The organism is Mesorhizobium sp. M1D.F.Ca.ET.231.01.1.1, assembly GCF_003999155.2.
Classification (GTDB): Bacteria; Pseudomonadota; Alphaproteobacteria; order Rhizobiales; family Rhizobiaceae; genus Mesorhizobium.
The window spans coordinates 590,269-611,694 of the sequence record NZ_RZOZ02000001.1 but is presented as its reverse complement, the minus strand read 5'-3'; the positions used below and the strand labels follow the sequence as shown (position 1 = coordinate 611,694).

The window sequence follows — 21,426 nt, the reverse complement described above, 5'->3', positions numbered from 1 at the left end:
AGAGTTCCATGTCCGACAAGGTCGTCACCCGCTTTGCCCCCTCGCCCACCGGCTACCTGCACATCGGCGGGGCGCGGACGGCGCTGTTCAACTGGCTCTACGCCAGGCACACCGGCGGCACGATGCTGCTGCGCATCGAGGACACCGATCGCGAGCGCTCCACCGAGGCTGCGACAGCCGCCATCCTGGACGGACTGACCTGGCTTGGCCTTTCCTGGGACGGCGACGCCGTCTCCCAGTTCGAGCGCGCGCCGCGCCACCGCGAGGTCGCCGAGGAGCTCGTGCGCCTGGGCAAGGCCTATTACGCCTACGAGACGCCGGCGGAACTCGATGCCATGCGCGAGGCGGCGCGGGCCAAGGGCATGCCGCCGCGCTACAACGGCCAGTGGCGCGACCGCGATCCGTCCGAGGCGCCTGCGGGCGTGAAGGGGGCGATCCGCATCAAGGCGCCGACCGAAGGCGAGACGATCGTGCATGACCGCGTGCAGGGCGAGGTGCGCTTCCCGAACAAGGATCTCGACGACTTCATCATCCTGCGCTCGGACGGCAACCCGACCTACATGCATGCCGTGGTCGTCGACGACCATGACATGGGCGTCACCCACATTATCCGTGGCGACGACCATCTGACCAACGCCGCGCGCCAGACCGTGATCTACAACGCCATGGGCTGGACCGTGCCGTCGATGTCGCACATCCCGCTGATCCACGGCGCCGACGGCGCCAAGCTGTCGAAGCGCCACGGCGCGCTCGGCGTCGAGGCCTATCGCGCGATGGGCTATCTGCCGGAGGCCCTGCTCAACTATCTGGCGAGGCTCGGCTGGAGCCATGGCGACGACGAGGTGATGTCGATCAGGGACATGATCTCCTGGTTCGATATCGGCGACGTCAACAAGGGCGCCGCGCGTTTCGACTTCGCCAAGCTCGAGGCGCTGAACGGCGTGCATATGCGCCAGATGGACGACAAGGCCCTCGTCGACGTGTTCGTCGCCACCTTGCCCCATCTCCAAGGAGGCCCGGCGCTCGCGGCAAAGCTCGACGACAGGCGCAAGGCGCAGCTGCTGGCCGCCATGCCCGGCCTCAAGGAGCGGGCAAAGACGCTGGTCGAACTCATGGATGGAGCCGCTTTCCTGTTCGCAGAACGCCCCCTGCAGCTCGACGAGAAGGCCGCTGGGTTGCTCGGCGGTGAGGCGCGCGCCACTTTGCGCGGTGCTCATGCCGCGCTCGCCGCGGTTTCCGGCGAATGGAGCGCCGCGGCCGCGGAAGCCGCAATTCGTGACTTTGCCCAGGCCGGCGGACACAAGCTTGGCGCCGTGGCGCAACCGCTGAGAGCCGCGCTCACCGGCCGCAGCACCTCGCCTGGCGTCTTCGACGTGCTTGCCGTGTTGGGACGCGAGGAGGCCCTGGCGCGGATTGGAGATCAAATCGATTAGGAGCGAACTGGCCCAAAAAGATTGGCATTGAAAGGTGTGTTTCGCAGTGCAACATTAGGCCTTGGCCCAATCTGGCACGCACCTCCTAAAATGCGGTGGTAAGTTCGCGCATTCCGGTGATTTCGACGTGTCGTTTGCAGGAATTGCCTTGCCGGCATGAGGAAACATAAAGGAGTTTGAGAATGAGCGAAGCTGCGACAAAACTGGAATCGGGCGGCAAGGCGCATGAGTCGACCGCCAAGCTCGAACTCGCCGGCAAGACCCACGAATTCAAGGTGCGAAGCGGCTCGACCGGGCCTGACGTTATCGACATCGGCGCGCTTTACAGCACCACCGGGGCGTTCACCTACGATCCAGGCTTCACCTCGACGGCGAGCTGCGAGTCGGCGATCACCTTCATCGACGGCGACGCCGGCATCTTGCTTCATCGCGGCTATCCGATCGACCAGCTTGCCGAGCACGGCGACTTCCTCGAGGTCTGCTACCTCCTGCTCTACGGCGAATTGCCGACCAAGGCGCAGAAGGACGACTTCGACTACCGCGTGACGCGCCACACCATGGTGCATGAGCAGATGTCGCGCTTCTTCACCGGCTTCCGGCGCGACGCGCATCCGATGGCCGTCATGTGCGGCGTGGTCGGCGCGCTCTCGGCCTTCTATCACGACTCGACAGACATCTCTGACCCCTACCAGCGCATGGTCGCCTCGATGCGCCTGATCGCCAAGATGCCGACGATCGCGGCGATGGCCTATAAATACCACATCGGCCAGCCTTTCATTTACCCGAAGAACGATCTGGGCTTCGCGGCGAACTTCCTGCACATGTGCTTTGCCGTGCCGTGCGAGGAGTACAAGATCAATCCGGTGCTGGCGCGCGCCATGGAGCGCATCTTCATCCTGCACGCCGACCACGAGCAGAACGCATCGACATCGACCGTCCGGCTTGCAGGTTCTTCGGGCGCCAATCCGTTCGCCTGCATCGCCGCCGGCATCGCCTGCCTGTGGGGTCCGGCGCATGGCGGCGCCAACGAGGCGGCGCTCAACATGCTGGGCGAGATCGGCCATGTCGACCACATCCCGGAGTTCATCGACCGCGCCAAGGACAAGAACGATCCGTTCCGCCTGATGGGTTTCGGCCACCGCGTCTACAAGAACTACGATCCGCGCGCCAAGATCATGCAGAAGACGGCGCATGAGGTGCTGGGCGAGCTCGGCATCAAGGATGATCCGCTGCTCGACATCGCGATGGAGCTGGAGAAGATCGCACTGACCGACGAGTATTTCATCGCCAAGAAGCTCTATCCCAATGTCGACTTCTATTCCGGCATCACGCTGAAGGCGCTGGGCTTCCCCACCACCATGTTCACGGTGCTGTTCGCGGTTGCCCGCACCGTCGGCTGGATCGCGCAGTGGAAGGAAATGATCGAGGATCCGCACCAGAAGATTGGCCGCCCGCGCCAGCTCTACACCGGCGCAACGGAACGGGACTACGTGCCGATTGCGAAGCGGTGATTTGATAGCGAAATAGCGAGTGGCGAATAGGGAAAGAAGACCGGGGCGGCATCCCAACCTCTACTCGCTATTCGCTACTCCCTATTCGCTCTCTTGATGCATCCCATCACGACCTCCGCGGCGATTTCGCCGGAGGGCCTCTCGGTCGCCATGCGCCTGGCTATCTCGGCGAAGCCCGCTTTCTGCCAGGCGCGCATGCCGGTGTCGGCAAACAGGGCTTCCAGCTGGCGCGCCAGGTTCTCCGGCCTGACATACTGGTCGTAGAACTCCGGCACCAGAGCGCGATCGGCGATCAGGTTGGGCAGCAGCGCCGACCACGTCGTCACGAAATGCTGCGCCAACTGTCTGGCGATCGGGTCGAGCTTGTAGCTGGAGACCATCGGGACGTCGGAAAGCGCCAGCTCCAGCGAAACCGTTCCGGACGCGATCAAAGCCGCATCGGCCTTGCCGAAAGACTGCCATTTGCGCTCCGGTTCGGTGATGATCTCGGGTTTCTCGTCCCACGTCGCGACCGACGTTTTCACCAAGTCGGCGACATGCGGCACCGTCGGCAGTAGCAGGCGTAACCGGTGGCCACGCTGGCGCAGAACCGACATCGTCTTGCCGAACGGCTCGATCAGCCGGCGCACCTCGCCGCGGCGCGAGCCCGGCAGCACAAGCAAGGTCTTGACGCGATCCTCCGACAGGTCGCGAGGCAAGCTCTGCGCCTTGGCGGCGCCGAGCACCCCGGGATCCTGTGTCAGCCGATGGCCGACATAGGTGCCGGGCGGCCCGCCAAGACGAGCGAGCGCCTTCACCTCGAAAGGCAGGATGCAGAGGATGTGGTCGACATAAGGCTTCATCGCCACCGCCCTGCCCGGCCGCCATGCCCACACGCTCGGACAGACATAGTGGACGATCGGGATGGCGGGTGCCGTAGCGCGGACCTTTTTGGCGACACGCAACGAAAAGTCTGGACTGTCGATGGTAACCAGGCAATCCGGCCGCTCGGCCGCAACGGTGGCGGCCGTCTGGCTGATCCGGCGCATCAGCCGCGGCAGATCGCGCAAGACAGCGCTGAAGCCCATCAGCGCGATCTCGCTGCCGTCGAAAAGCGGTGTCAGCCCCAGTTCCTGCAGATGCCGGCCGCCAATGCCGACGAGCCGGATCTTGCGGCCGGTCGTCCTCTCCAGTGCGCGCACGATGTCAGCGCCGAGCAGGTCGCCGGATTCCTCACCGGCGACGATTGCGATCTTGAGCGGCTTCTCACCTGCCATCAGCCGACCCCGTTGCCGGGAGCCCGACGATGAACAAGCCAAGCGCATTGGCTCGCGCCAGTGTTGTCGGGCCTTCGAGGATTAGCGAGCGGCCGGCTTCGACGGCTATGCCGGCAAGGCCGGCGGCATGTGCCGCCTCGACCGTCTGCGGCCCTATCGAAGGCAGGTCGGCGCGCAATTCCTGGCCCGGCTTGGCACATTTGACGAGAACGCCGCGCGTCTCCCCGGCGAGCCTGCCGTGCCCGCGCAAGTCGCGTGCCCTTTCGAGCAGGCCGTTGGTGCCTTCGATGCCTTCCAGCGCGATGACCCGACCTGCGATCGCGATCGCCGCCTGGCCGATGTCGAGCGCGCCGATGGCCTTGGCGGCCGCACGGCCCGCCTCGATATCGCGCCAGTCGGACTTGCTTGGCCGGGTCGCCGTCAACGTGCCTTCACCGGCCGTCAGTTCGGGCACGACCTCATGCGCGCCGACGACTTTGATGCCCCGCTTTTCGAGGCCCCGCGTCAGAACCTTCAAAAGCCCATCGTCGCCGCGCGCCAGTGCAGCGATCACCGACGGTACGATCGCCAACAACCCGAGACTGGGACGCATGTTGCTAAGCCTTGGCCTGCGCTTGATTTCGCCGGCAAGCACCAGATGGGTCACACCGTGGCGTTTCAGTGTGGACACCAGAGAGCCGATCTGCTCGAGCGCCATGGTGACGTGCTCGTATCGGCCGAGCTGTTGCTTGCGGTCAGCCTCACCCTCCATCAACAGGACGAAGGGCGGATAGCCGTGCCCGGCGAGACCATCGGCAACTTCCACCGGCAGGCTGCCGCCACCGGCGATGATCCCGACCCTGGAGCCCGGCGCAAGTTCAAGCGCTGATCCCGCCGGATCAGCCCTCGTCATCGCCATCGTCATCGTCGCCGCCACCCTTGAGCGACGGAACGGCATAGTGCCGCTTGCCGCGGCTGGTGATGAAATCGATGATCTTCATGGCCGTTGGCGATGAGGCGAATTCCGTCTTGGCGATTTCGACATTCTCGGCAACGGTGCGGGAGCGGTCGAAGATCATCCTGTAAGCCCGGCGCAATAAATAGATTTCGGCGCGCGGCAGACCGGAGCGCTTCAGGCCGATGATGTTGAGGCCACGCAAGCTGGCGCGGTTGCCGGCGGCGATGGCGTAAGGAATGACGTCGCCGACAAAAGCCGAGCACCCGCCGAGAAAGGCATTGTCGCCGACGCGCACGAATTGATGAACGGCGCTGAGGCCGCCGATATAGACGTTGTCGCCGATTTCGCAATGTCCGCCGAGCGTTGCTCCATTGGCAAAAGTGGCGTTCCTGCCGACGACACAATCATGGGCGATGTGGGCATAGGCAAGGAAATTGCCGTTGTCGCCCACGGTCGTCTCGCCGCGGCTGGAATCCGTGCCGAGATGCATGGTGACGCCTTCGCGGATCGTGCAGTTCTCGCCGATGACCAGCGTGGTACGCCCGCCCTTATGCTTTGTGTTCTGCGGCGGGCCGCCCAGGATCGCCATCGGATAGACCTTGGTCGCGGCACCGATGGTGGTCGCGCCCATCACCGAGACGTGGCTGACCAGTTCGACCCGGTCGCCGATCACCGCGTCGGCGCTCACGTGGCAGAATGGTCCGATGCGGACGCCTTCGCCGAGTTGCGCCCCTTCTTCGATGATCGAGGAAGGATGGATCGATGTCTGGATTTTCATGAGCATTTCGAACCGTCAGCCGGTAACCATCATAGCCGAGATTTCGGCTTCCGCCGCCTTGGCGCCATCCACCATGGCTTCGCAGGCGAATTTGAGCAGGTTGCCGCGCATCTTTATTTTCTTGACGTGGATCTTCAGCTGGTCGCCTGGAACGACCGGTTTGCGGAATTTCGCGTTGTCGATGGTCAGGAAATAGACCAGCGACGGCTTTTCCGTGTTGAGGCTGCGGATGCAGATCGCGCCGGCCGTCTGCGCCATGGCCTCGACGATGAGCACGCCCGGCATCACCGGCTGCTCCGGGAAATGGCCCTGGAAGTGCGGTTCGTTGATCGTCACATTCTTGATGCCCACGGCGGAGTCGTTGCCGTCGATGTCGACGATGCGGTCGATCAGCAGGAACGGATAACGGTGCGGCAGGAGCTTCATGAGCCCCATTATGTCGACCGCCTCGAGTGTCGTCGCCACCATGTCAGCCATTTCCGTCGCCCTGCTTGCGCGTCCTGGCCAGCCTGCGCAGCATCGCGATCTCGCGCATGGCTTCCGCCATCGGCTGCGCCGGATAACCTCCCCAGACCTCGCCTGCCGGCACGTTGCTCATGAATCCACTTCTCGCAGCAAGCTTGGCTCCCGGACCGATGGTCAAATGGTCGGCAAGGCCGACACCGCCACCCATGGTGACGTTGTCGCCCACGACGACGGAACCGGAAATACCCGAAAGCCCGGCTATAATGCAATTGCGGCCGATGCGAACATTGTGGGCGATCTGCACCAGATTGTCGATCTTGGTGCCTTGTCCGATGACGGTGTCCGACATCGCGCCGCGATCGACGGTCGAGTTGGAGCCGATCTCGACGTCGTCCTGGATGATGACGCGACCGATCTGCGGCACGCGTTCGGGTCCCTTGGCACCGCCCACGAAGCCGAACCCGTCCTGGCCGATCCTTGCGCCGCCATGAATGATGACGCGATTGCCGATCAGCGCATATTGGATGCTGGCGCCCGGCCCGACGTAACCGTCGCGGCCTATCTTGCAGGAGCGGCCAATGACGGCATGGGGCGCAATGACCGTGCCGGCGCCTATGGCTGCACCGGGACCGATCACGGCGCCTGCCTCCACGATCGCTCCGCTTTCGACATGCGCGGACGGATCGATATGCGCTTGCGGCGAAATACCAGTTTCGCCGGTCATCGGCCCCGGCGTGGCCGCCTGCGGAAAGAGCAGCCGCCCGACCATGGCGAAAGCCTGCTGCGGGCGCGGATGCACCAGCACGGCGATTCCCTGCGGCGCTCTGTTGGCAAAGTCGGCAGGGCACAGCACGGCAGCCGCCTTGAGCGATTGCATCAAAGCGAAATTGCGCTTGCCGTCGACAAAGACCAGCGCCCCATCACCGCCCTCATTGGCGGGCGCCAGCGCTTCGATGGCGATCTCGGCCTGCGAGGTATCGAGGAGATTGGCGCCGGTCAGATTCGCGACCTCGCCAGCCGTATACCGGCGTGAAGGCGCGAAGAACACCGGATCGGTCATTCCACAAATAGTATCCAGCTCGGTCGGATCAGCCTCTTCCGGGCCGTCAGGCCCGGAAGCATTGTAACCCGCGGATTAGAAACGGGTCGCTATGCCGAAGTTGAATTCCTGCACGTCGTCGCCCGGCTGCTTCTCGACCGGGATCGCATAGTCGATGCGGATCGGGCCGAACGGCGAAGCCCACATCAGGCCGACGCCGACCGAAGCGCGCAAATGCAGGTCCGCCGATCCAGCCTTTACCAGGCTCGGATCAAGCTTGTTGCCGTAGAGCGTTGCCGCGTCGGCGAACACCGCGCCGCGCAAGCCGAAGCTTTCCGGAATGACCGGCAGCGGGAACTGGGCTTCCGCAGATGCATTGAAATAGGTCGTGCCGCCGAGATGGTCGCCGCTGTTGTCGCTGGCAATCGGACCAATGCCGCCATAGGCGAAACCGCGGATCATGCGGTCGTTGCTCTGGAAGTGGTCGAAGATGCGCAGATCGCCATCGCCGTAGCCCGCGATATAGCCAGCACCACCCGACACCAGGCCGACCAGGTCGAGTTGCTCGGACAAGGTCTGGTACACGCTTGCGCGCCCGGTCAGCTTCACCCACTTGGCGTCACCGCCGAGACCAGCAACTTCGGTCGTGCCGGTGATGTAGAGACCCTCATGCGGGTTCTTCATGTCGTCGATGGTGTTGTAGACCAGGCCGAGGCTGACCGAAGACTTGACCCAAGGGCTTTCGGCAACGCCGTCCCGTATCGCCGGGGAGATGGTGCACTTGGCCGGGTCGTAAACCCCGTTAGTCAAGCAGCCATCGGCCAGCGAATACTTCTCCTGCGAGATATTGTACGCCAGCTGCGTCGAGATGCTGTCGGTGATGGGCAGACCGAAGCGAATGGTCGCGCCGGTGACGTCGGTGTCGTAGTGATTGTACTCACGGGTCGACTTGTAGATGTCGAAGCCCGCGGCGATACGCCGGCCGAGGAAATACGGCTCGGTGAAGGAGAGCGCGTAGTCACGCGAATGTTTGCCGCCGCCGGCCGACAACTTGATGTACTGGCCGCGGCCGAGGAAGTTGCGCTCGGTGATCGAACCTTCGACGGATGGACCCGGCGTATCGCCGCCGGTCGAATAGCCGGCGCCAACCGAGAACTCGCCGGTCGACTTCTCGACCACGTCGACCACCAGGACGACCTGGTCGGGAGCCGACCCAGGAACAGTCGAGATGTCGACTTTCTCAAAGTAATCCAGCGCTTCCAGCCGCTTCTTCGCACGCTGGATGAGAACCTGGTTGAAGGCGTCGCCTTCGCTGACGTCGAATTCGCGACGGATGACATAGTCGCGCGTGCGATCGTTGCCGCGGATTTCGATGCGCTCGATATAGGCCTTGGTGCCCTGGTCGATGGTGTAGACGACCGAGATCGTGTGATTCTCGAAATTGCGGTCGCCGCGCGGCGTCACCTGGGCAAAGGCGTAGCCAGAACCGGCGACCTTCTCCGTCAGCGCGACAATCGAGTCCTCGACATCCTTGGCGTTGTAGACGTCGCCCTTGTGGGTCTCGACCACCGATTCCAGCGACTTGGAGTCGACCTCGGGGATGGTGCTCTCGACGCTGATGTCACCAAAGGTGTAGCGCTCGCCTTCCTGAACGGTGATCGTGACCGTGTATTTGTTGGTGGTGTCGTCGAGCTCGCCGACAGCGGAAACAACCTGGAAGTCGGCATAGCCGTGATTGTAGTAGAAGCGGCGCAGCAACTCCTGGTCGGCGCGCAGCTTGTCCTCGTCATACACGTCGTCGCGCAACACGAACGAAAGCCAGGACGAACGCTTGGTGTTGATCACATCCGACAACCGGCGGCTGGAATACGCGCTGTTGCCGACGAAATTGATGGCGGCAATCTGGGTACGGCCGCCTTCGTTGATGTTGAAGACAACGTTCACGCGGTTGTCGCCGAGATCCATGATCTGGGTGGTCACGGCGGCGTCGTCGCGACCGATGCGCCGATAGGCAGCCTTGACCGCCTCGACGTCGGCGTCGAGCGCCTGCTGCGAGAAGGTGGCGCGCGGCTTCAGCTGGACGGCAGCCTGGAGCGCGTTGTCCTTAAGCTTCTTGTTGCCCTGGAACAGGACCTGGTTGACGACCTTGTATTCGGAAACCTTGACGACCAGGGTCGAGCCGACCTGATTGATCTGGACGTCCGAGAATAGCCCGGTGCCGAACAGAGCCTTCACGGCGCTGTCGATATCGGCGCTCGAAAACGCCTTGCCCGGCTTGATCGAGATGTAATTGCGGATGGTTTCGGCATCGACACGCTGGTTGCCGCTGACCTCGACCCTGCTGACCACTGCTGCTTCGGCTACCGATGTGGCAACGAACTGCACTGCGAGCGCGCCTGGCAAAACCAGGGCGGCGGACAAAGCCGCCGCGGACGCGGCGCTCAGAAACTTGGATGCTGCCTTCATCGGGCTTTTGTACCTTTTTCTCGTAGTCCCCACGGCGAGAAAACCGGACGTGCGGTATTTTCCCTTACCGTATTAACCGGATTTCCCCTACACGCAAGGCTCCCGGTTAATTTGTATTTACTTAACCCTGTTGCGTGGCTTTCGTGTCACGCATATCCCCACGCATGGTAAACGGCGTCTCAATGTGGCCGGGGCCGAAGCCAAATTTCTTCATGATTTCAGCACCCAAACAGATCATTCCAAAAAACGAAGCCCATGAATCCGAGCACCAGAAAGAGCCCGGCCCGGTAGGCCATCTCCATCATTCGCTCCGACACGGGCCGCCTTATGACGGCCTCCACGCCGTAGAACAAGAGGTGACCTCCGTCGAGAGGGGGAATCGGCAGCAGATTGAGAATTCCTATCCCGACTGACAGGAATGCAACAAGTTGCACCAGCCACTCGAAGCCGAGTTTGGCCGCCTGACCCGACATTTTTGCGATCTTGATCGGTCCGCCCAGCGCGCATTTGTCTTCGCGCCCAACGACAAAGCGCTTCAGGAACTGGCCGGTGCGCTCGATGACATGCCCGGTTTCCTCGACAGCCGCCGCCAGTGCGCCCGCGGGCGTGTAGGAGACCAGTCGCGGCTGCCCGAGCTCGGCGTTGTTGGCAACACCGATGATCGCCACCTTGACCTTGTTGCCCAGCGCATCCTGCTGCTCAATCGGCTCCGGCGTCGCCGTGACCGTGATTTCCTTGCCGTCGCGCAACATGATGAAAGTGATGGCGTCGCCGGCGCGGCCCGAGACCAGGCGCTGAACGTCGGCGAAGGTCTCCACCTTGCTGCCGTCGACTTTGACGAATCGGTCGCCTGGCTGGATGCCTGCCCGCGCCGCCGGGCTGCCGGCGGTGACTTCGGCCACCATCGGCTCCATGACCGGACGGCCGTAGAGCGAAAACAGCACTGCGAACACGGCGATCGTCAGCAGGAAATTGAACAGCGGTCCGGCAACCACGGTCGCCGCGCGTTTCCAGATCGGCTGGGTGTGGAAGGCGACCTCGCGCTCGGCCTCGGTCAGCGATTCGAGGTCTTCGGCGCTCGGCTGGCTCGATGACGCATTCATGTCGCCGACGAATTTGACGTAGCCGCCGAGCGGGATGGCGCAAAGCTTCCAGCGGGTGCCGTGGCGGTCGTTGAAACCAAAGAGTTCCGGACCGAAGCCGACGGCAAAAGCCTTCACCCCGATGCCGCACCAGCGGCCGATGAGGTAATGGCCCATCTCATGGACGAACACCACGACGGTAAGCACGAACAGGAACGGCACCAGGGTGCCGAGGACAAAGCCTTGCGTGCTGAAGAGCGCGTGAAGAATCTCGTTCAAGTCATGCCCTCAAATTCGCCCAGCGCGACCGTCCGCCGCGACTGTGGCATCAATCCGGGCGAATCCGTGGCACGCGTCGTTTTTCGCCCACCGGCGACGCCCATTCAGTTCGGAAACAGCCCCATTGCCGGATGATCGGCGCCCGCCGCAATCCAACCGATGACGTACAGGGTGAAAGCCGCCGCGACAAGCCCGTCGACCCTATCCATGACACCGCCATGCCCAGGAATCAGATTGCTCGAATCCTTGCAGCCGTGCCGACGCTTGACCCAGGATTCGAACAGGTCGCCGATCTGCGACACGATCGAGAGTGCCAGGGCGACAAGGCCAAGCATCACGAGATTGCCGGCTCCGGACGCGATTGCCAGCAGCAGGCCGGCGATAACGCCGCCGACAGCGCCGCCAAGCGCGCCGCTCTGCGTCTTGCCGGGCGAGATCGACGGCGCGAGCTTCGGCCCGCCGACCGCGCGGCCGACGAAATAAGCCGCTATGTCGGTCGCCCAGACCACGGCGAACAGGAAAAGAATCGCGATCAGGCCGGAATGGCCATCGTCGCGCAGATAGGCGAGCGAAAGGCCGGACAAAGCCGCGTAGACCAACCCCGATGCCTCCCATTGTGCCGCGCCCTTCAGCCGAGCGGCGACGGCGGTGATTGCAGCGAGAGCTGCGACCAGAAGCAGGAGCCACAGCGCCGGCAGGCCGGCGATCAGCGCGCCGATGAAGACCAGAACCAGCGCTTCCGGTAGAAAGCCAAGGGTCGCGCCGTTGCCATGACGCGACATCCGCGTCCATTCGTAGAAGATCAGCGCCGCGATCGCCGCGCCAAACAGCCGGAACGGCAGTCCGCCGAGCCAGGTGAGCCCAAGCGTGACCGCCGCCATCACGATGGCCGAGATGACGCGCTGCTGGAGATTGCTCATGGACGCCGGCTACAAGGCGACGTCGCGGGCGGCGAGCCCGCCGAAGCGGCGTTCCCGGCCGGCAAAATCGCGCAGCGCGTCGGCGAGATGCTCCCGGCTGAAGTCCGGCCAGTAGCAGGGCAGGAAGACGAGCTCGCTGTAGGCAGCCTGCCACAAGAGGAAGTTCGACAGCCGCAGTTCGCCGCTGGTGCGGATCACCAGATCGGGATCGGGAATGCCTATGGTGTCGAGCGAATCGGCAAAGCTCTCCATCGTGATCGCGTCGCTTGTCATCTCGCCGCGCGCCACGGCGGCGGCGAGCTTGCGCGCGGTGCGCACGATCTCGTCGCGGCCGCCATAGTTGAAGGCGATGACCAGCGTCAGCGCCTCGTTCGCCGCGGTCAGCGATTCGGCCTCCTGCAGCAGCCCGCTGATGTCCGGCTGCAACCCTTCCCTGTCGCCGATCACCCGCACCCGCACGCCGTTCTGGTGCAGCTCGGCGAGATCGCGACGGATGAAGAGCTTCAAGAGACCCATCAGGTCACTGACTTCGGATTTCGGCCGCGACCAGTTTTCCGAGGAGAAGGCGTAGACCGTCAGGTAGGAGATGCCGAGCTGGGGTGCGGCGCGCACCGTCTTGCGCAGGGCCTCGACGCCGGCGCGATGGCCGGCAAGCCGCGGCAGGCCGCGAGCCTTGGCCCAGCGTCCATTTCCATCCATGATGATCGCGACATGCGCGGGCGTTGCCATGGTCTCGCTTTCGAGCCGGTGAGAAGTCGACCCTAAACCTGCATGATTTCAGCTTCCTTATCGGAAAGCAGGTGATCGATGGTGCTGATCATCTCGTCGGTCAGCTTCTGAACCTGGTCGGACCGCTTGCGATGATCGTCCTCGCTGATCGTACCGTCCTTTTCCGACTTTTTGAGGAAATCCATGCCATCACGGCGCACATGACGCACCGCGACGCGGGCGTTCTCGGCATAGCCATGCGAGATCTTGACCAGTTCCTTGCGGCGCTGCTCGTTGAGCTCGGGCAGAGGAATCCTCAGATTGGTGCCGTCGACGATCGGATTGAAACCAAGATTGGCCTCGCGGATGGCCCGGTCGACGGCGCTGACCATCGACTTGTCCCAGACCGAGACCGAAATCATGCGCGGCTCCGGCACCGTCACATTGGCAACCTGGTTGATCGGCATAGTCGTGCCATAGGCCTGGACCTGGACGGCGTCGAGCAGGTTGCTGGACGCGCGGCCGGTGCGCAGCGAAGCGAGATCGTGCTTGAAGGCCGCGACAGCCCCGTCCATACGCCGCTTGAGATCGTCATACTCGCCACTCATGATCATCTCCTCGACCCGTTCGCCGGGTTCACTGCTTGTCTTCTAGTCTCGTCCGGAACCGGCAATCATTTAGCCGACCGCGGCCCCAGTCAATTGTCCGCGACGATCGTGCAACGGCCGCCACCCCTCAGAATTTCGCCGAAACCACCCTTTTCGTGGATCGAATAGACGATTATCGGAATGTTGTTTTCGCGCGCAAGTGCAATCGCGGCCGTATCCATGATCGTAAGCCCGCGTTTGATGACTTCGGCATGACTTATGCGGTCGAATCGCACCGCGTTCGGATCCTTCTTCGGGTCGGCCGAATAGACACCGTCGACCTGGGTGCCCTTGAACAGCGCGTCGGCGCCGATCTCGGCGGCGCGAAGCGCCGCGGCCGAATCGGTGGTGAAGAACGGATTGCCGGTGCCGCCGGCGAAGATCACCACCTTGCCCTGATTCATATAGGCGGTCGCCTGGCGCTGGGAAAAACTCTCGCAGAGCTCCGGCATGGCTATGGCTGAAAGCACGACGGCATCGACGCCGATCTTGTTCAGCGAGGTGCGCAGTGCCAGCGAGTTGATAACGGTGGCGAGCATTCCCATGTGGTCACCGGTGACGCGGTCGCCGCCCTTGGAGGCGACGGCCACGCCGCGGAAGATGTTGCCGCCGCCGATGACCACGCCGACCTCGATGCCGAGCGCGCGCGCCTCGGCGATGTCGGCGGCGATGCGGTCGACGACCGACACGTCGATGCCGAAATGCTGTTCGCCCATCAGCGCTTCGCCCGAAGCTTTCAGCAAGACACGTCGATAGAGGGGCTTCACCGTCATCTGATTCCTCGAAAATCTCGGCGCGGGCAAATCTGGAGGCGAAAGCTGCCTCGCTTCGCCTGGCGGCGCTGGCACGATGGTTCGACCCGATACACGAAGGGCGCGGCGATGTCACGCCGCGCCCCTGCGCAAAATCCCAGGCTTTTTCGATCAATTGCTGCGGACGCTGACCGCCTCGCCTTCGATCAGGACCGGCAGGGAGTAGCCGGACGGTTTGTCGCCGGTCGCGGCGCCTCCGGTCACCCTCCCCTGGATCTCCGGCCCGAAATAGGAATGCGGGAACGGCGCCGGCATGCTGCTCGCCGAATCGAGCCGCTTGCGCAGCTCCGGGGCAATCGAAAAGTCGAGCGCCGCAAGATTGTCCTGCAACTGGGCAAGCTTCTTCGCGCCGAGGATGACGGTGGCGATGCCGGGCTGCGTCGCCGCCCAGTTGAGCGCCACCTGCGCCATGCTGCGGCCGAGTTCGGCCGCCACCTTTTCTAGCTCCGCCACGATCGCCCAGTTGCGGTCGTTGAATTTCTGGAAGCCCGGATGCGTGGTGTTGCGGAAACCGTCGAGCCGTCCGGCATTCCCGGTCTGCGTCGGCCGGTACTTGCCGCTGAGGAGCCCGCTGGCGAGCGGGCTCCAGATCATGATGCCGGCGCCGTGACGTGTGGCCAAAGGCACGAATTCATGCTCGATCGTCCGCTCGGTCAGCGAATATTCGAGCTGCAGGGCCGAGATCGGCTCATAGCCGCGCAGTTCGGCGACCGCCTGCGCCCGGCCGGCATACCAGGCCGGCACGTCGGAAAGGCCGATATGGCGTATCTTGCCCGCGCGAACGAGGTCGTCCAGCGTACGCAGAACCTCCTCGGCCGGCGTCAGCCGGTCCCACACGTGCATGAGATAAAGGTCGATATAGTCGGTCCCGAGCCGCTTCAGCGAAGCGTCGACCGCGCGCATGATGTTCTTGCGGCCGTTGCCGCCGGCATTCGGATTGCCGGGGTCCATGTTCATCGTGAATTTGGTGGCGATCACCGCCTTGTCGCGCAAGCCGCGCTCGGCGACGAATTCGCCGAGCCAGGTCTCGGCCGTGCCGCCCGTATAGAGATCGGCGGTGTCGAAGAAGTTGCCGCCTGCCTCGACATAGGCATCGAACATAGCGCGGGCGGTTTCCCGGTCGGCGCCCCAGCCCCATTCGGTGCCGAAGGTCATCGTGCCCAGCGCCAGCCGGCTGACGCGCAGGCCGCTGTTGCCGAGCGTGTAATAGGTCATGCTCATGACGTTCTCCGATCTTGTCTGCTTACTGGCCGGGGGTCGACTTGACCCAGGGATTGCCGCGTTCATGCGTCATGCGGAAGGTGAAGCCGTCGACCTTCCAGCCGGCGCTGGAGCGGACAAGGTGGTGCTCATAATTGCCCCACACCTCCCACAGCGGTTCGCCATTGCCCTCCATCCGGTTCCAGGCATAGCCGTTGGAACGAACGATCGCCGCATCGGCCTCGATGACGATCTGATGGTTGGTTCGCAGATGCAGGCTGGTCTTGCTGCCCTTGAGATTGTCCGCCCATGCGCCGATCAGGTCGTCGGAGGCGATGGTCGCCGCAGGCTGCCCGGAGAGACTGCTGAAGTCCGCGGTGACGCGGTCGGCGAAATAGCTGCGCGCCAGCTTCCAGTCCTGCGCGTCGACGGCGCGGTCGATGGCATCGGCAATGCGGATGACGGCGCGCTCGTCGGCGAGTGCCTGCCAGCCGGCCGGTTCGGCTCCGCCGGCATCGACCGGCGCCAGCGCCAGACCTGCCGCGAAGGTCGCGTGTCTCAAAGCATTCATGTCTCTTCTCCTCGAGCATCGGCCCGCTGCCGATTTGTTGAGGACAATGTGGGCCAACGCGCCGACATCGATAAGATTGCATTGTTCGCAAGGACCATGCGATATCATTCATGAATGGATCGAGACCTGCTCACGCACCTGCCTGTTGTCGTTGCCGTGGCGCGGCGTGGCGGCTTCGCGCTTGCCGCGGCCGAGCTCGGCATGAGCCCTTCAGCGGTCAGCCATGCGGTGCGGCTGGTGGAAGAGCGCATCGGACAGCCGCTGTTCGCGCGCACCACGCGCAGCGTTTCGCTGACCGAGGCCGGCAAGGCGCTGGTCGAGACGGCCGCCCCTGCCCTTCAGGATATCGCCGAGCGCATGGATCGCATCCGTGGCGTCAAGGGCCGGCCCTCCGGCCTGCTCAGGATCAACGCTTCCAACATCGCGATCCCATTGGCGGTGACGCCCGTGGTCGCGGCCATGGCCGAACGTTATCCGGACGTGACGGTCGAGGTTTTCGCCGAGCAGGGCCTGGTCGATATCGTCGGCGAAGGTTTCGATGCCGGCATCAGGCTGGGCGAGATGATCGCGCAGGACATGGTCACGGTGCGGCTGACGCCGCCCTTCAAGGCCGTGATCGTCGCCTCACCCGCCTATATCGCAAAGCACGGCCGTCCGCGCGACGTCGCAGACCTCGCCAAGTACAACTGCATCGGCTACCGGCTTGTCCGCTCCGGCGGGCTCTATCGCTGGGATTTGAACGAGCACGGCAAGGATGTCGTGGTCGAGACGCGCGGCACCGCCGTCGTCACCGATTCGCTTGGCGCCATCGATCTTGCGCTTGCAGGCGTCGGGCTCGCCTATGTGTTCGAGCCGCTGGCGCGCGCCGATCTCGCCGCCGGGCGGCTGGTCCAGATCCTGGCGAAGACGGCGATCGAGGAGCCCGGCCTCTTCCTTTATTTCCCGCGCCGGGCATCGATGGCGCCGAAGCTGAGGGCCTTCATCGACACCGCCAATGAGATCGGCCGGGCATCCATGCGGACACCCGGCCGAGTTGCCTGAGCTCTGTAGCCTTACTCTATCTTCAGGCTATTTCTTGACCGCGGCCGCGACTTCCGCCGCGAAATCGGTCGTTTCCTTCTCGATGCCTTCGCCCAGCGCGAAGCGCAGGTAGGCGCTGATCTTGGCCGGAGCGCCGATCTCCTTCTCGGCATCCTTCAGCGCCTTCTCGACGGTTATGTCGGGATTGAGCACGAAGGCCTGCTTCAGAAGCACCACCTCTTCATAGAACTTGCGCAGGCGGCCCTCGACCATCTTCTCGATGATCGCCTCGGGCTTGCCAGTCTGGCGCGCCTGGTCGGCGAAGATCGCCTTCTCGCGCTCGACCGCGGCCGGATCGAGTTCTTCCGTGGTCAGCGCCATCGGGTTGGTGGCGGCGACATGCATGGCGACCTGGCGGCCGAAGGCGTTCGCTGCATGCTCGTTGCCGGTGGTCTCGATCGCGACCAGCACGCCGAGCTTGCCGAGGCCATCGGCGACGGCATTGTGCACATAAGTCGCGACAGCGCCGTGCGGGACGGTGAGCTTGGCCGAACGGCGGAAGCCCATGTTCTCGCCAATGGTGCCTACCGCGTCCTTGATGGTCTCGGTGACCGACTTGTCGGAGCCCGGATATTTGGCCGCTGCCACGGCCTCGGTCGTGCCATAGGCGAGCGCGACCTTGGCGACGTTGGCGACGATTTCCTGGAAGGCGGCGTTGCGGGCAACGAAGTCGGTCTCGGAATTGACCTCGACGATTGCGGCTTCACGCACGCCGGAATCGACGCCGATCAGGCCCTCCGCCGCGGTGCGGCCGGCCTTCTTGTCGGCCTTGGAGATGCCCTTCTTGCGCAGCCAGTCGACGGCCTCTTCCATGTTGCCGTTGGTTTCGTTCAACGCCGCCTTGCAGTCCATCATGCCCGCGCCGGTCAAGTCGCGGAGTTCTTTGACCTGTGCAGCCGAAATGCTCATTGTCGCCTCTTTGTTTCAAATGCGCCGACGCACCATCGGTACTCGATGATGCGCCCGGCAAAAGCGCTTTAGCGCGCCAACTTATTGGAAAGATGAAGGCCGGAGCCGGCCTTCGCTTTTCAAGCTTCCGGAACCTCGGTGGCCGGCGTGTCGAGGGCCGGCTCGACCGGAGCCTCGGCAGACGCGCCGATATCCATGCCGAGGGCGCCCTGCTGGCGGGCGATGCCGTCGATGGCAGCCTTGGCGATCAGATCGCAATAGAGCTGGATGGCGCGCGCCGCGTCGTCATTGCCCGGGATCGGGAAGTCGATCTTGTCCGGATCGCAGTTCGAATCAATGATGGCGACGACCGGGATGCCGAGGCGCTTAGCCTCGAGGATGGCGATCGCTTCCTTGTTGGTGTCGATGACGAACATCAGGTCCGGGGTCGAGCCCATGTCCTTGATGCCGCCCAGCGCCTTGTTGAGCTTCTCGCGCTCGCGGTCGAGGTTGAGGCGCTCCTTCTTGGTGAGGCCCTGGGCCTCGCCGGCCAGCGTCTCGTCGAGCTTGCGCAGGCGCTGGATCGAGTTCGAGATCGTCTTCCAGTTGGTCAGCATGCCGCCCAGCCAACGCGAGTTGACATAGTACTGGGCCGAACGCTGCGCGGCGTCGGCGACGATGTCCGAAGCCTGGCGCTTGGTGCCGACGAACAGCACGCGGCCGCCCTTGGCGACAGTGTCGGAAACCTGCTTCAGGGCCTGGTGCAGCAGCGGCACCGTCTGCGACAGGTCGATGATGTGGATGTTGTTGCGGGCGCCGTAGATATAGGGCGCCATCTTCGGGTTCCAGCGATGGGTCTGGTGGCCGAAGTGAACACCAGCTTCCAAAAGCTGGCGCATGCTGTAATCTGGCAGAGCCATTCTTTAGTTCCTTTCCGGTTGGCCTCCACGGACACAGGCATTTCGGACCTTATGTCCTGATGCCACCGGAGGTTTCAGCCGGATTTCTCCCGGGCAGACACCAAAGTCCGTGTGTGGAATGAGCGCGCATATAGAGTGGAAGCGCGACAAACGCAAGCGCTGCCGCGTCTGCCAGTTCAACGTGCGGCGATCAGCGCACCGGTGCTGATCATTGCGCCGCCGGCAAACCTGTTCATCAGGCGCATGCGCCTCGGCGTTCTGAACCAGACCGAAGCCCGCCCGGCAAGTGCTGCATAGACGCCCATCGTGGCGATATTGACGCTGATGACGATTGCGACGACGAGCAGTCCGTCGGCGAAGGTCATGGTATCGAGGTCAAGGATCAGCGGCATGATCGATGCGTGGAACAGGATTGCCTTGGGGTTGCCGAGTGCGATGGAGGCGCCTAGGAAAAACGACCTTGACAGTCCCGCCTGACCGGCCTGCGGTCCAACTGCCTGGGTGGCGGCCGACCGCCACATCCTGATACCGAGAAACACCAGATAGGCCGCGCCTGCATACTTCAAGGCGAGAAACACCCATTCGAAGGTCTGTGCCAGCGCCACCAGACCGAGCAGCGCCAGGGTCACCAGCACCGCGTCACCGGCGGCAATGCCGACGCCGGCGATGAATGCCCTGAAAAAACCACGCGACACGCCATTGGTGATGACGGCGAACATCGATGGGCCGGGCGTGGCGGCAGCAAGTGTGATCGCCGCGCAGTAGGCTAGAAATGCCGTAAGCGTCATGGTCGTATCTTCCCGTTCGGAACCCGCACGCGGCGGAAGATCGCGACGATCTCCTCGCGGCTGCACTCGATGGCGCCCAGGCGCACCGCGCGGTCGCGCTCGAAGCCGGTTATGTCATAGTGCGGCGCCGATGTCTTGGGCGGTCCCTGATAGGACGAACGCTTCACGCCAAGCTCGGCGGCGAAGCGATGCAACTCTTCGGTGTCGTCGGCCATCAGGTGACACCAGCGATGGCCGGCCCATTTCCAGATCGCCGCATCGACATAGACAGCCATTGAACCTGCTGCACTCCAACCGACAGGGGCGGCCCGTTCACAGTCACCCGGGCCGATGTGAAGTCAGCGATGATAGAAGGGATTCGGATAGGAAATGAAGCCGCCGACGGTTTCGAGCTCGGTGACGATCCTCGTCACGGCCTCCTGCATGCGCGAGCGCAGCGCTGCAAGCGCCTCGTCGACCGACCCGTAGTAATCGTGCAATCCCAAAGGCTCGGGCACGCGAATGTGGGCGCAGCGGGGTCCCGCGGGCTGCGGGACGAAACGGTTGATCGTGTCGCGCAACGTGCCTTTGCAATAATCGTTGCGGATGCGCTTCAGATGCTCGGCGATCTCTTCCTGCGTGATCGTTTGATGGGCGAAAGCCCATGGGCCGACGCGCTGGATGCGTTGGATCGCTTCCGCCAATTTTCGCACGCGCATCTGCCCTTCGGCGTCCGCCTTGCCCTCGCGCAGCCAGCGGCGCGAGCGCCACAGCAGCTCCGCCGAGTCCAGGTCAGCCTCGGCAGCCATGCCTTCGGCCAGTTGCCGGCCAAGAGCGGCCAGCACGCTCTGTTGGCGGGCGGCATAAGAAGCGCCTTCCTCCGCCGTCAGTCCGCAGGCCTGCTCGTCCCGGGATAGCAGCGTTGAATAGATGTGGCAGACACGTTCCGGCAACGGGCCGTCTCCGGCTCCTTCGATTTTCAGGCTCTTCTCGACATAGGCGCATTCCCTGGCGAGCGCCCGCTCGACATTGCCGGTGAAGGCGAGCTTCCACACGACCGGAGCGACCCAAGCCTTGAAATCCCTGTTCGTTTCGCGACCGCGCTGCAGCGCCTCGAGTCCCATCTCCACGGCGCCTGGCAGCAACGGCCCGACAAAATTGCCATGCCAGCCGACGCCGCCTTCCGGATGAAGCAGCACGCCATGGCCTTTGAGTGCCCAGTCGACAGAATGCGCCTTGGCCGCCTCGCTGTTGCCGGGAATCTGCGCGATCAGATTGTTGGCCAGCCAGAATTTCTGCATCAGCCGGCCAATCCCGTTCACCACGCCATGCGTGGCCCAGGACGCCGCAAGCGGGCTGACGCGCGAGACGACCTCCTTGTCGATCATCCAGTCGGTGAAGAACTCCGGATGGTTGGGCGTGATGAATGTCGCCTGGCCCGCCCCGCAGCAGGCCGTCAGCCTTTGCTCATCGGCGGCGGGGAAGTCGATGTGGCGGACGTTTGAGACGCCGCGCAGGCCGGCAAGCCGGTTGAACGGCAACAGGTCACGAAAACCTGGAACTCCGCGCAGCATGACGATGCGGTTGACGATCGTCATCACTTTGATCAGCGCCGGATTGGGTCGCGGCGCCACGAACACGTCGATCCTACCCAAGCTCTCTCCCCC

The 21,426-nt window shown here is 63.7% G+C and carries 20 protein-coding genes and 1 pseudogene; 3 read left to right on the top strand and 18 right to left on the bottom strand.

Features of this window, described 5'->3' with window-relative positions; genetic code table 11:
- Positions 1 to 8 precede the first annotated feature (8 nt).
- Both gltX and gltA read left to right on the top strand, forming a co-directional pair.
- A complete protein-coding gene (gene gltX / locus EN874_RS03080) occupies positions 9 to 1,433 on the top strand; it encodes a glutamate--tRNA ligase (RefSeq protein WP_127424005.1) in 1,425 nt (474 codons plus the stop codon).
- A gap of 182 nt (positions 1,434 to 1,615) precedes the next feature.
- Positions 1,616 to 2,944, top strand: a complete 1,329-nt coding sequence (gene gltA / locus EN874_RS03075) for a citrate synthase (protein ID WP_127424004.1) — start codon at positions 1,616 to 1,618, stop codon at positions 2,942 to 2,944.
- A gap of 74 nt (positions 2,945 to 3,018) precedes the next feature.
- Here gltA and lpxB read toward each other — a convergent pair whose 3' ends face one another.
- The 13 genes and pseudogenes from lpxB to EN874_RS03010 form a co-directional block, all read right to left on the bottom strand.
- Complete coding sequence (gene lpxB, locus EN874_RS03070; protein ID WP_127424003.1) at positions 3,019 to 4,200, bottom strand: lipid-A-disaccharide synthase; 1,182 nt, start codon at positions 4,198 to 4,200, stop codon at positions 3,019 to 3,021.
- On the bottom strand, positions 4,190 to 5,098 hold the full coding sequence (locus EN874_RS03065) for an LpxI family protein (protein ID WP_245513475.1): 909 nt from the start codon (positions 5,096 to 5,098) through the stop codon (positions 4,190 to 4,192). Before EN874_RS03065 ends, lpxB begins: the two co-directional genes overlap by 11 nt.
- A complete protein-coding gene (gene lpxA, locus EN874_RS03060) occupies positions 5,079 to 5,915 on the bottom strand; it encodes an acyl-ACP--UDP-N-acetylglucosamine O-acyltransferase (RefSeq protein ID WP_127424002.1) in 837 nt (278 codons plus the stop codon). The genes EN874_RS03065 and lpxA overlap by 20 nt, the downstream gene beginning before the upstream one ends.
- Before the next feature lie 15 nt (positions 5,916 to 5,930).
- A complete protein-coding gene (gene fabZ / locus EN874_RS03055) occupies positions 5,931 to 6,392 on the bottom strand; it encodes a 3-hydroxyacyl-ACP dehydratase FabZ (RefSeq protein WP_127424001.1) in 462 nt (153 codons plus the stop codon).
- Positions 6,385 to 7,440 (bottom strand): UDP-3-O-(3-hydroxymyristoyl)glucosamine N-acyltransferase, encoded by a 1,056-nt coding sequence (lpxD, locus tag EN874_RS03050; protein WP_126089186.1) that lies wholly within the window; start codon positions 7,438 to 7,440, stop codon positions 6,385 to 6,387. Before lpxD ends, fabZ begins: the two co-directional genes overlap by 8 nt.
- Before the next feature lie 75 nt (positions 7,441 to 7,515).
- Positions 7,516 to 9,885, bottom strand: a complete 2,370-nt coding sequence (gene bamA, locus EN874_RS03045; protein ID WP_127424000.1) for an outer membrane protein assembly factor BamA — start codon at positions 9,883 to 9,885, stop codon at positions 7,516 to 7,518.
- A gap of 218 nt (positions 9,886 to 10,103) precedes the next feature.
- Positions 10,104 to 11,246 carry an RIP metalloprotease RseP gene (rseP, locus tag EN874_RS03040; RefSeq protein ID WP_127423999.1) on the bottom strand — a complete coding sequence of 381 codons (1,143 nt, stop codon included), beginning with the start codon at positions 11,244 to 11,246 and terminating at the stop codon, positions 10,104 to 10,106.
- Between the two features lie 104 nt (positions 11,247 to 11,350).
- A complete protein-coding gene (locus EN874_RS03035) occupies positions 11,351 to 12,166 on the bottom strand; it encodes a phosphatidate cytidylyltransferase (RefSeq protein ID WP_127423998.1) in 816 nt (271 codons plus the stop codon).
- A 9-nt stretch (positions 12,167 to 12,175) separates the two neighbouring features.
- Positions 12,176 to 12,907 (bottom strand): annotated as a pseudogene (locus EN874_RS03030) (isoprenyl transferase); the annotation flags it as partial.
- A gap of 20 nt (positions 12,908 to 12,927) precedes the next feature.
- Complete coding sequence (frr, locus tag EN874_RS03025) at positions 12,928 to 13,482, bottom strand: ribosome recycling factor (protein ID WP_126089181.1); 555 nt, start codon at positions 13,480 to 13,482, stop codon at positions 12,928 to 12,930.
- Between the two features lie 89 nt (positions 13,483 to 13,571).
- On the bottom strand, positions 13,572 to 14,294 hold the full coding sequence (gene pyrH, locus EN874_RS03020; RefSeq protein WP_059188649.1) for a UMP kinase: 723 nt from the start codon (positions 14,292 to 14,294) through the stop codon (positions 13,572 to 13,574).
- A 150-nt stretch (positions 14,295 to 14,444) separates the two neighbouring features.
- Positions 14,445 to 15,554: an aldo/keto reductase gene (locus tag EN874_RS03015; protein ID WP_127423997.1), complete on the bottom strand. Its 1,110-nt coding sequence runs from the start codon at positions 15,552 to 15,554 to the stop codon at positions 14,445 to 14,447.
- 22 nt (positions 15,555 to 15,576) lie between these two features.
- On the bottom strand, positions 15,577 to 16,104 hold the full coding sequence (locus EN874_RS03010) for a nuclear transport factor 2 family protein (protein ID WP_127423996.1): 528 nt from the start codon (positions 16,102 to 16,104) through the stop codon (positions 15,577 to 15,579).
- A gap of 114 nt (positions 16,105 to 16,218) precedes the next feature.
- Between EN874_RS03010 and EN874_RS03005 the strand changes: the two genes are divergently transcribed.
- Positions 16,219 to 17,145 carry a LysR family transcriptional regulator gene (locus tag EN874_RS03005; protein WP_127423995.1) on the top strand — a complete coding sequence of 309 codons (927 nt, stop codon included), beginning with the start codon at positions 16,219 to 16,221 and terminating at the stop codon, positions 17,143 to 17,145.
- A gap of 27 nt (positions 17,146 to 17,172) precedes the next feature.
- Here the strand turns inward: EN874_RS03005 and tsf are convergent, their stop codons facing one another.
- The 5 genes from tsf to EN874_RS02980 form a co-directional block, all read right to left on the bottom strand.
- On the bottom strand, positions 17,173 to 18,093 hold the full coding sequence (gene tsf / locus EN874_RS03000) for a translation elongation factor Ts (protein ID WP_127423994.1): 921 nt from the start codon (positions 18,091 to 18,093) through the stop codon (positions 17,173 to 17,175).
- A 119-nt stretch (positions 18,094 to 18,212) separates the two neighbouring features.
- Complete coding sequence (rpsB, locus tag EN874_RS02995) at positions 18,213 to 18,992, bottom strand: 30S ribosomal protein S2 (RefSeq protein ID WP_127423993.1); 780 nt, start codon at positions 18,990 to 18,992, stop codon at positions 18,213 to 18,215.
- Between the two features lie 176 nt (positions 18,993 to 19,168).
- On the bottom strand, positions 19,169 to 19,780 hold the full coding sequence (locus EN874_RS02990) for a LysE family translocator (protein WP_127423992.1): 612 nt from the start codon (positions 19,778 to 19,780) through the stop codon (positions 19,169 to 19,171).
- Positions 19,777 to 20,055, bottom strand: coding sequence for a DUF4031 domain-containing protein (locus EN874_RS02985; RefSeq protein ID WP_127423991.1), 279 nt, complete (start codon positions 20,053 to 20,055; stop codon positions 19,777 to 19,779). The genes EN874_RS02990 and EN874_RS02985 overlap by 4 nt, the downstream gene beginning before the upstream one ends.
- Before the next feature lie 63 nt (positions 20,056 to 20,118).
- Positions 20,119 to 21,414: a hypothetical protein gene (locus tag EN874_RS02980; protein WP_127423990.1), complete on the bottom strand. Its 1,296-nt coding sequence runs from the start codon at positions 21,412 to 21,414 to the stop codon at positions 20,119 to 20,121.
- Between the last annotated feature and the right edge of the window lie 12 nt (positions 21,415 to 21,426).

Excerpts from the sequence above, each read along its gene's own strand:
- lpxD (WP_126089186.1), bottom strand. The coding sequence starts at position 7,440 with ATGACCGATCCGGTGTTCTTCGCGCCTTCACGCCGGTATACGGCTGGC.
- lpxB (WP_127424003.1), bottom strand. The coding sequence starts at position 4,200 with ATGGCAGGTGAGAAGCCGCTCAAGATCGCAATCGTCGCCGGTGAGGAA.
- EN874_RS03015 (WP_127423997.1), bottom strand. The coding sequence starts at position 15,554 with ATGAGCATGACCTATTACACGCTCGGCAACAGCGGCCTGCGCGTCAGC.
- tsf (WP_127423994.1), bottom strand. The coding sequence starts at position 18,093 with ATGAGCATTTCGGCTGCACAGGTCAAAGAACTCCGCGACTTGACCGGC.
- lpxA (WP_127424002.1), bottom strand. The coding sequence starts at position 5,915 with ATGAAAATCCAGACATCGATCCATCCTTCCTCGATCATCGAAGAAGGG.
- pyrH (WP_059188649.1), bottom strand. The coding sequence starts at position 14,294 with ATGACGGTGAAGCCCCTCTATCGACGTGTCTTGCTGAAAGCTTCGGGC.
- gltA (WP_127424004.1), top strand. The coding sequence starts at position 1,616 with ATGAGCGAAGCTGCGACAAAACTGGAATCGGGCGGCAAGGCGCATGAG.
- gltX (WP_127424005.1), top strand. The coding sequence starts at position 9 with ATGTCCGACAAGGTCGTCACCCGCTTTGCCCCCTCGCCCACCGGCTAC.
- EN874_RS03035 (WP_127423998.1), bottom strand. The coding sequence starts at position 12,166 with ATGAGCAATCTCCAGCAGCGCGTCATCTCGGCCATCGTGATGGCGGCG.
- frr (WP_126089181.1), bottom strand. The coding sequence starts at position 13,482 with ATGAGTGGCGAGTATGACGATCTCAAGCGGCGTATGGACGGGGCTGTC.
- EN874_RS03010 (WP_127423996.1), bottom strand. The coding sequence starts at position 16,104 with ATGAATGCTTTGAGACACGCGACCTTCGCGGCAGGTCTGGCGCTGGCG.
- bamA (WP_127424000.1), bottom strand. The coding sequence starts at position 9,885 with ATGAAGGCAGCATCCAAGTTTCTGAGCGCCGCGTCCGCGGCGGCTTTG.
- rpsB (WP_127423993.1), bottom strand. The coding sequence starts at position 18,992 with ATGGCTCTGCCAGATTACAGCATGCGCCAGCTTTTGGAAGCTGGTGTT.
- EN874_RS02985 (WP_127423991.1), bottom strand. The coding sequence starts at position 20,055 with ATGGCTGTCTATGTCGATGCGGCGATCTGGAAATGGGCCGGCCATCGC.
- EN874_RS03065 (WP_245513475.1), bottom strand. The coding sequence starts at position 5,098 with ATGGCGATGACGAGGGCTGATCCGGCGGGATCAGCGCTTGAACTTGCG.
- EN874_RS03005 (WP_127423995.1), top strand. The coding sequence starts at position 16,219 with ATGGATCGAGACCTGCTCACGCACCTGCCTGTTGTCGTTGCCGTGGCG.
- EN874_RS02990 (WP_127423992.1), bottom strand. The coding sequence starts at position 19,780 with ATGACGCTTACGGCATTTCTAGCCTACTGCGCGGCGATCACACTTGCT.
- fabZ (WP_127424001.1), bottom strand. The coding sequence starts at position 6,392 with ATGGCTGACATGGTGGCGACGACACTCGAGGCGGTCGACATAATGGGG.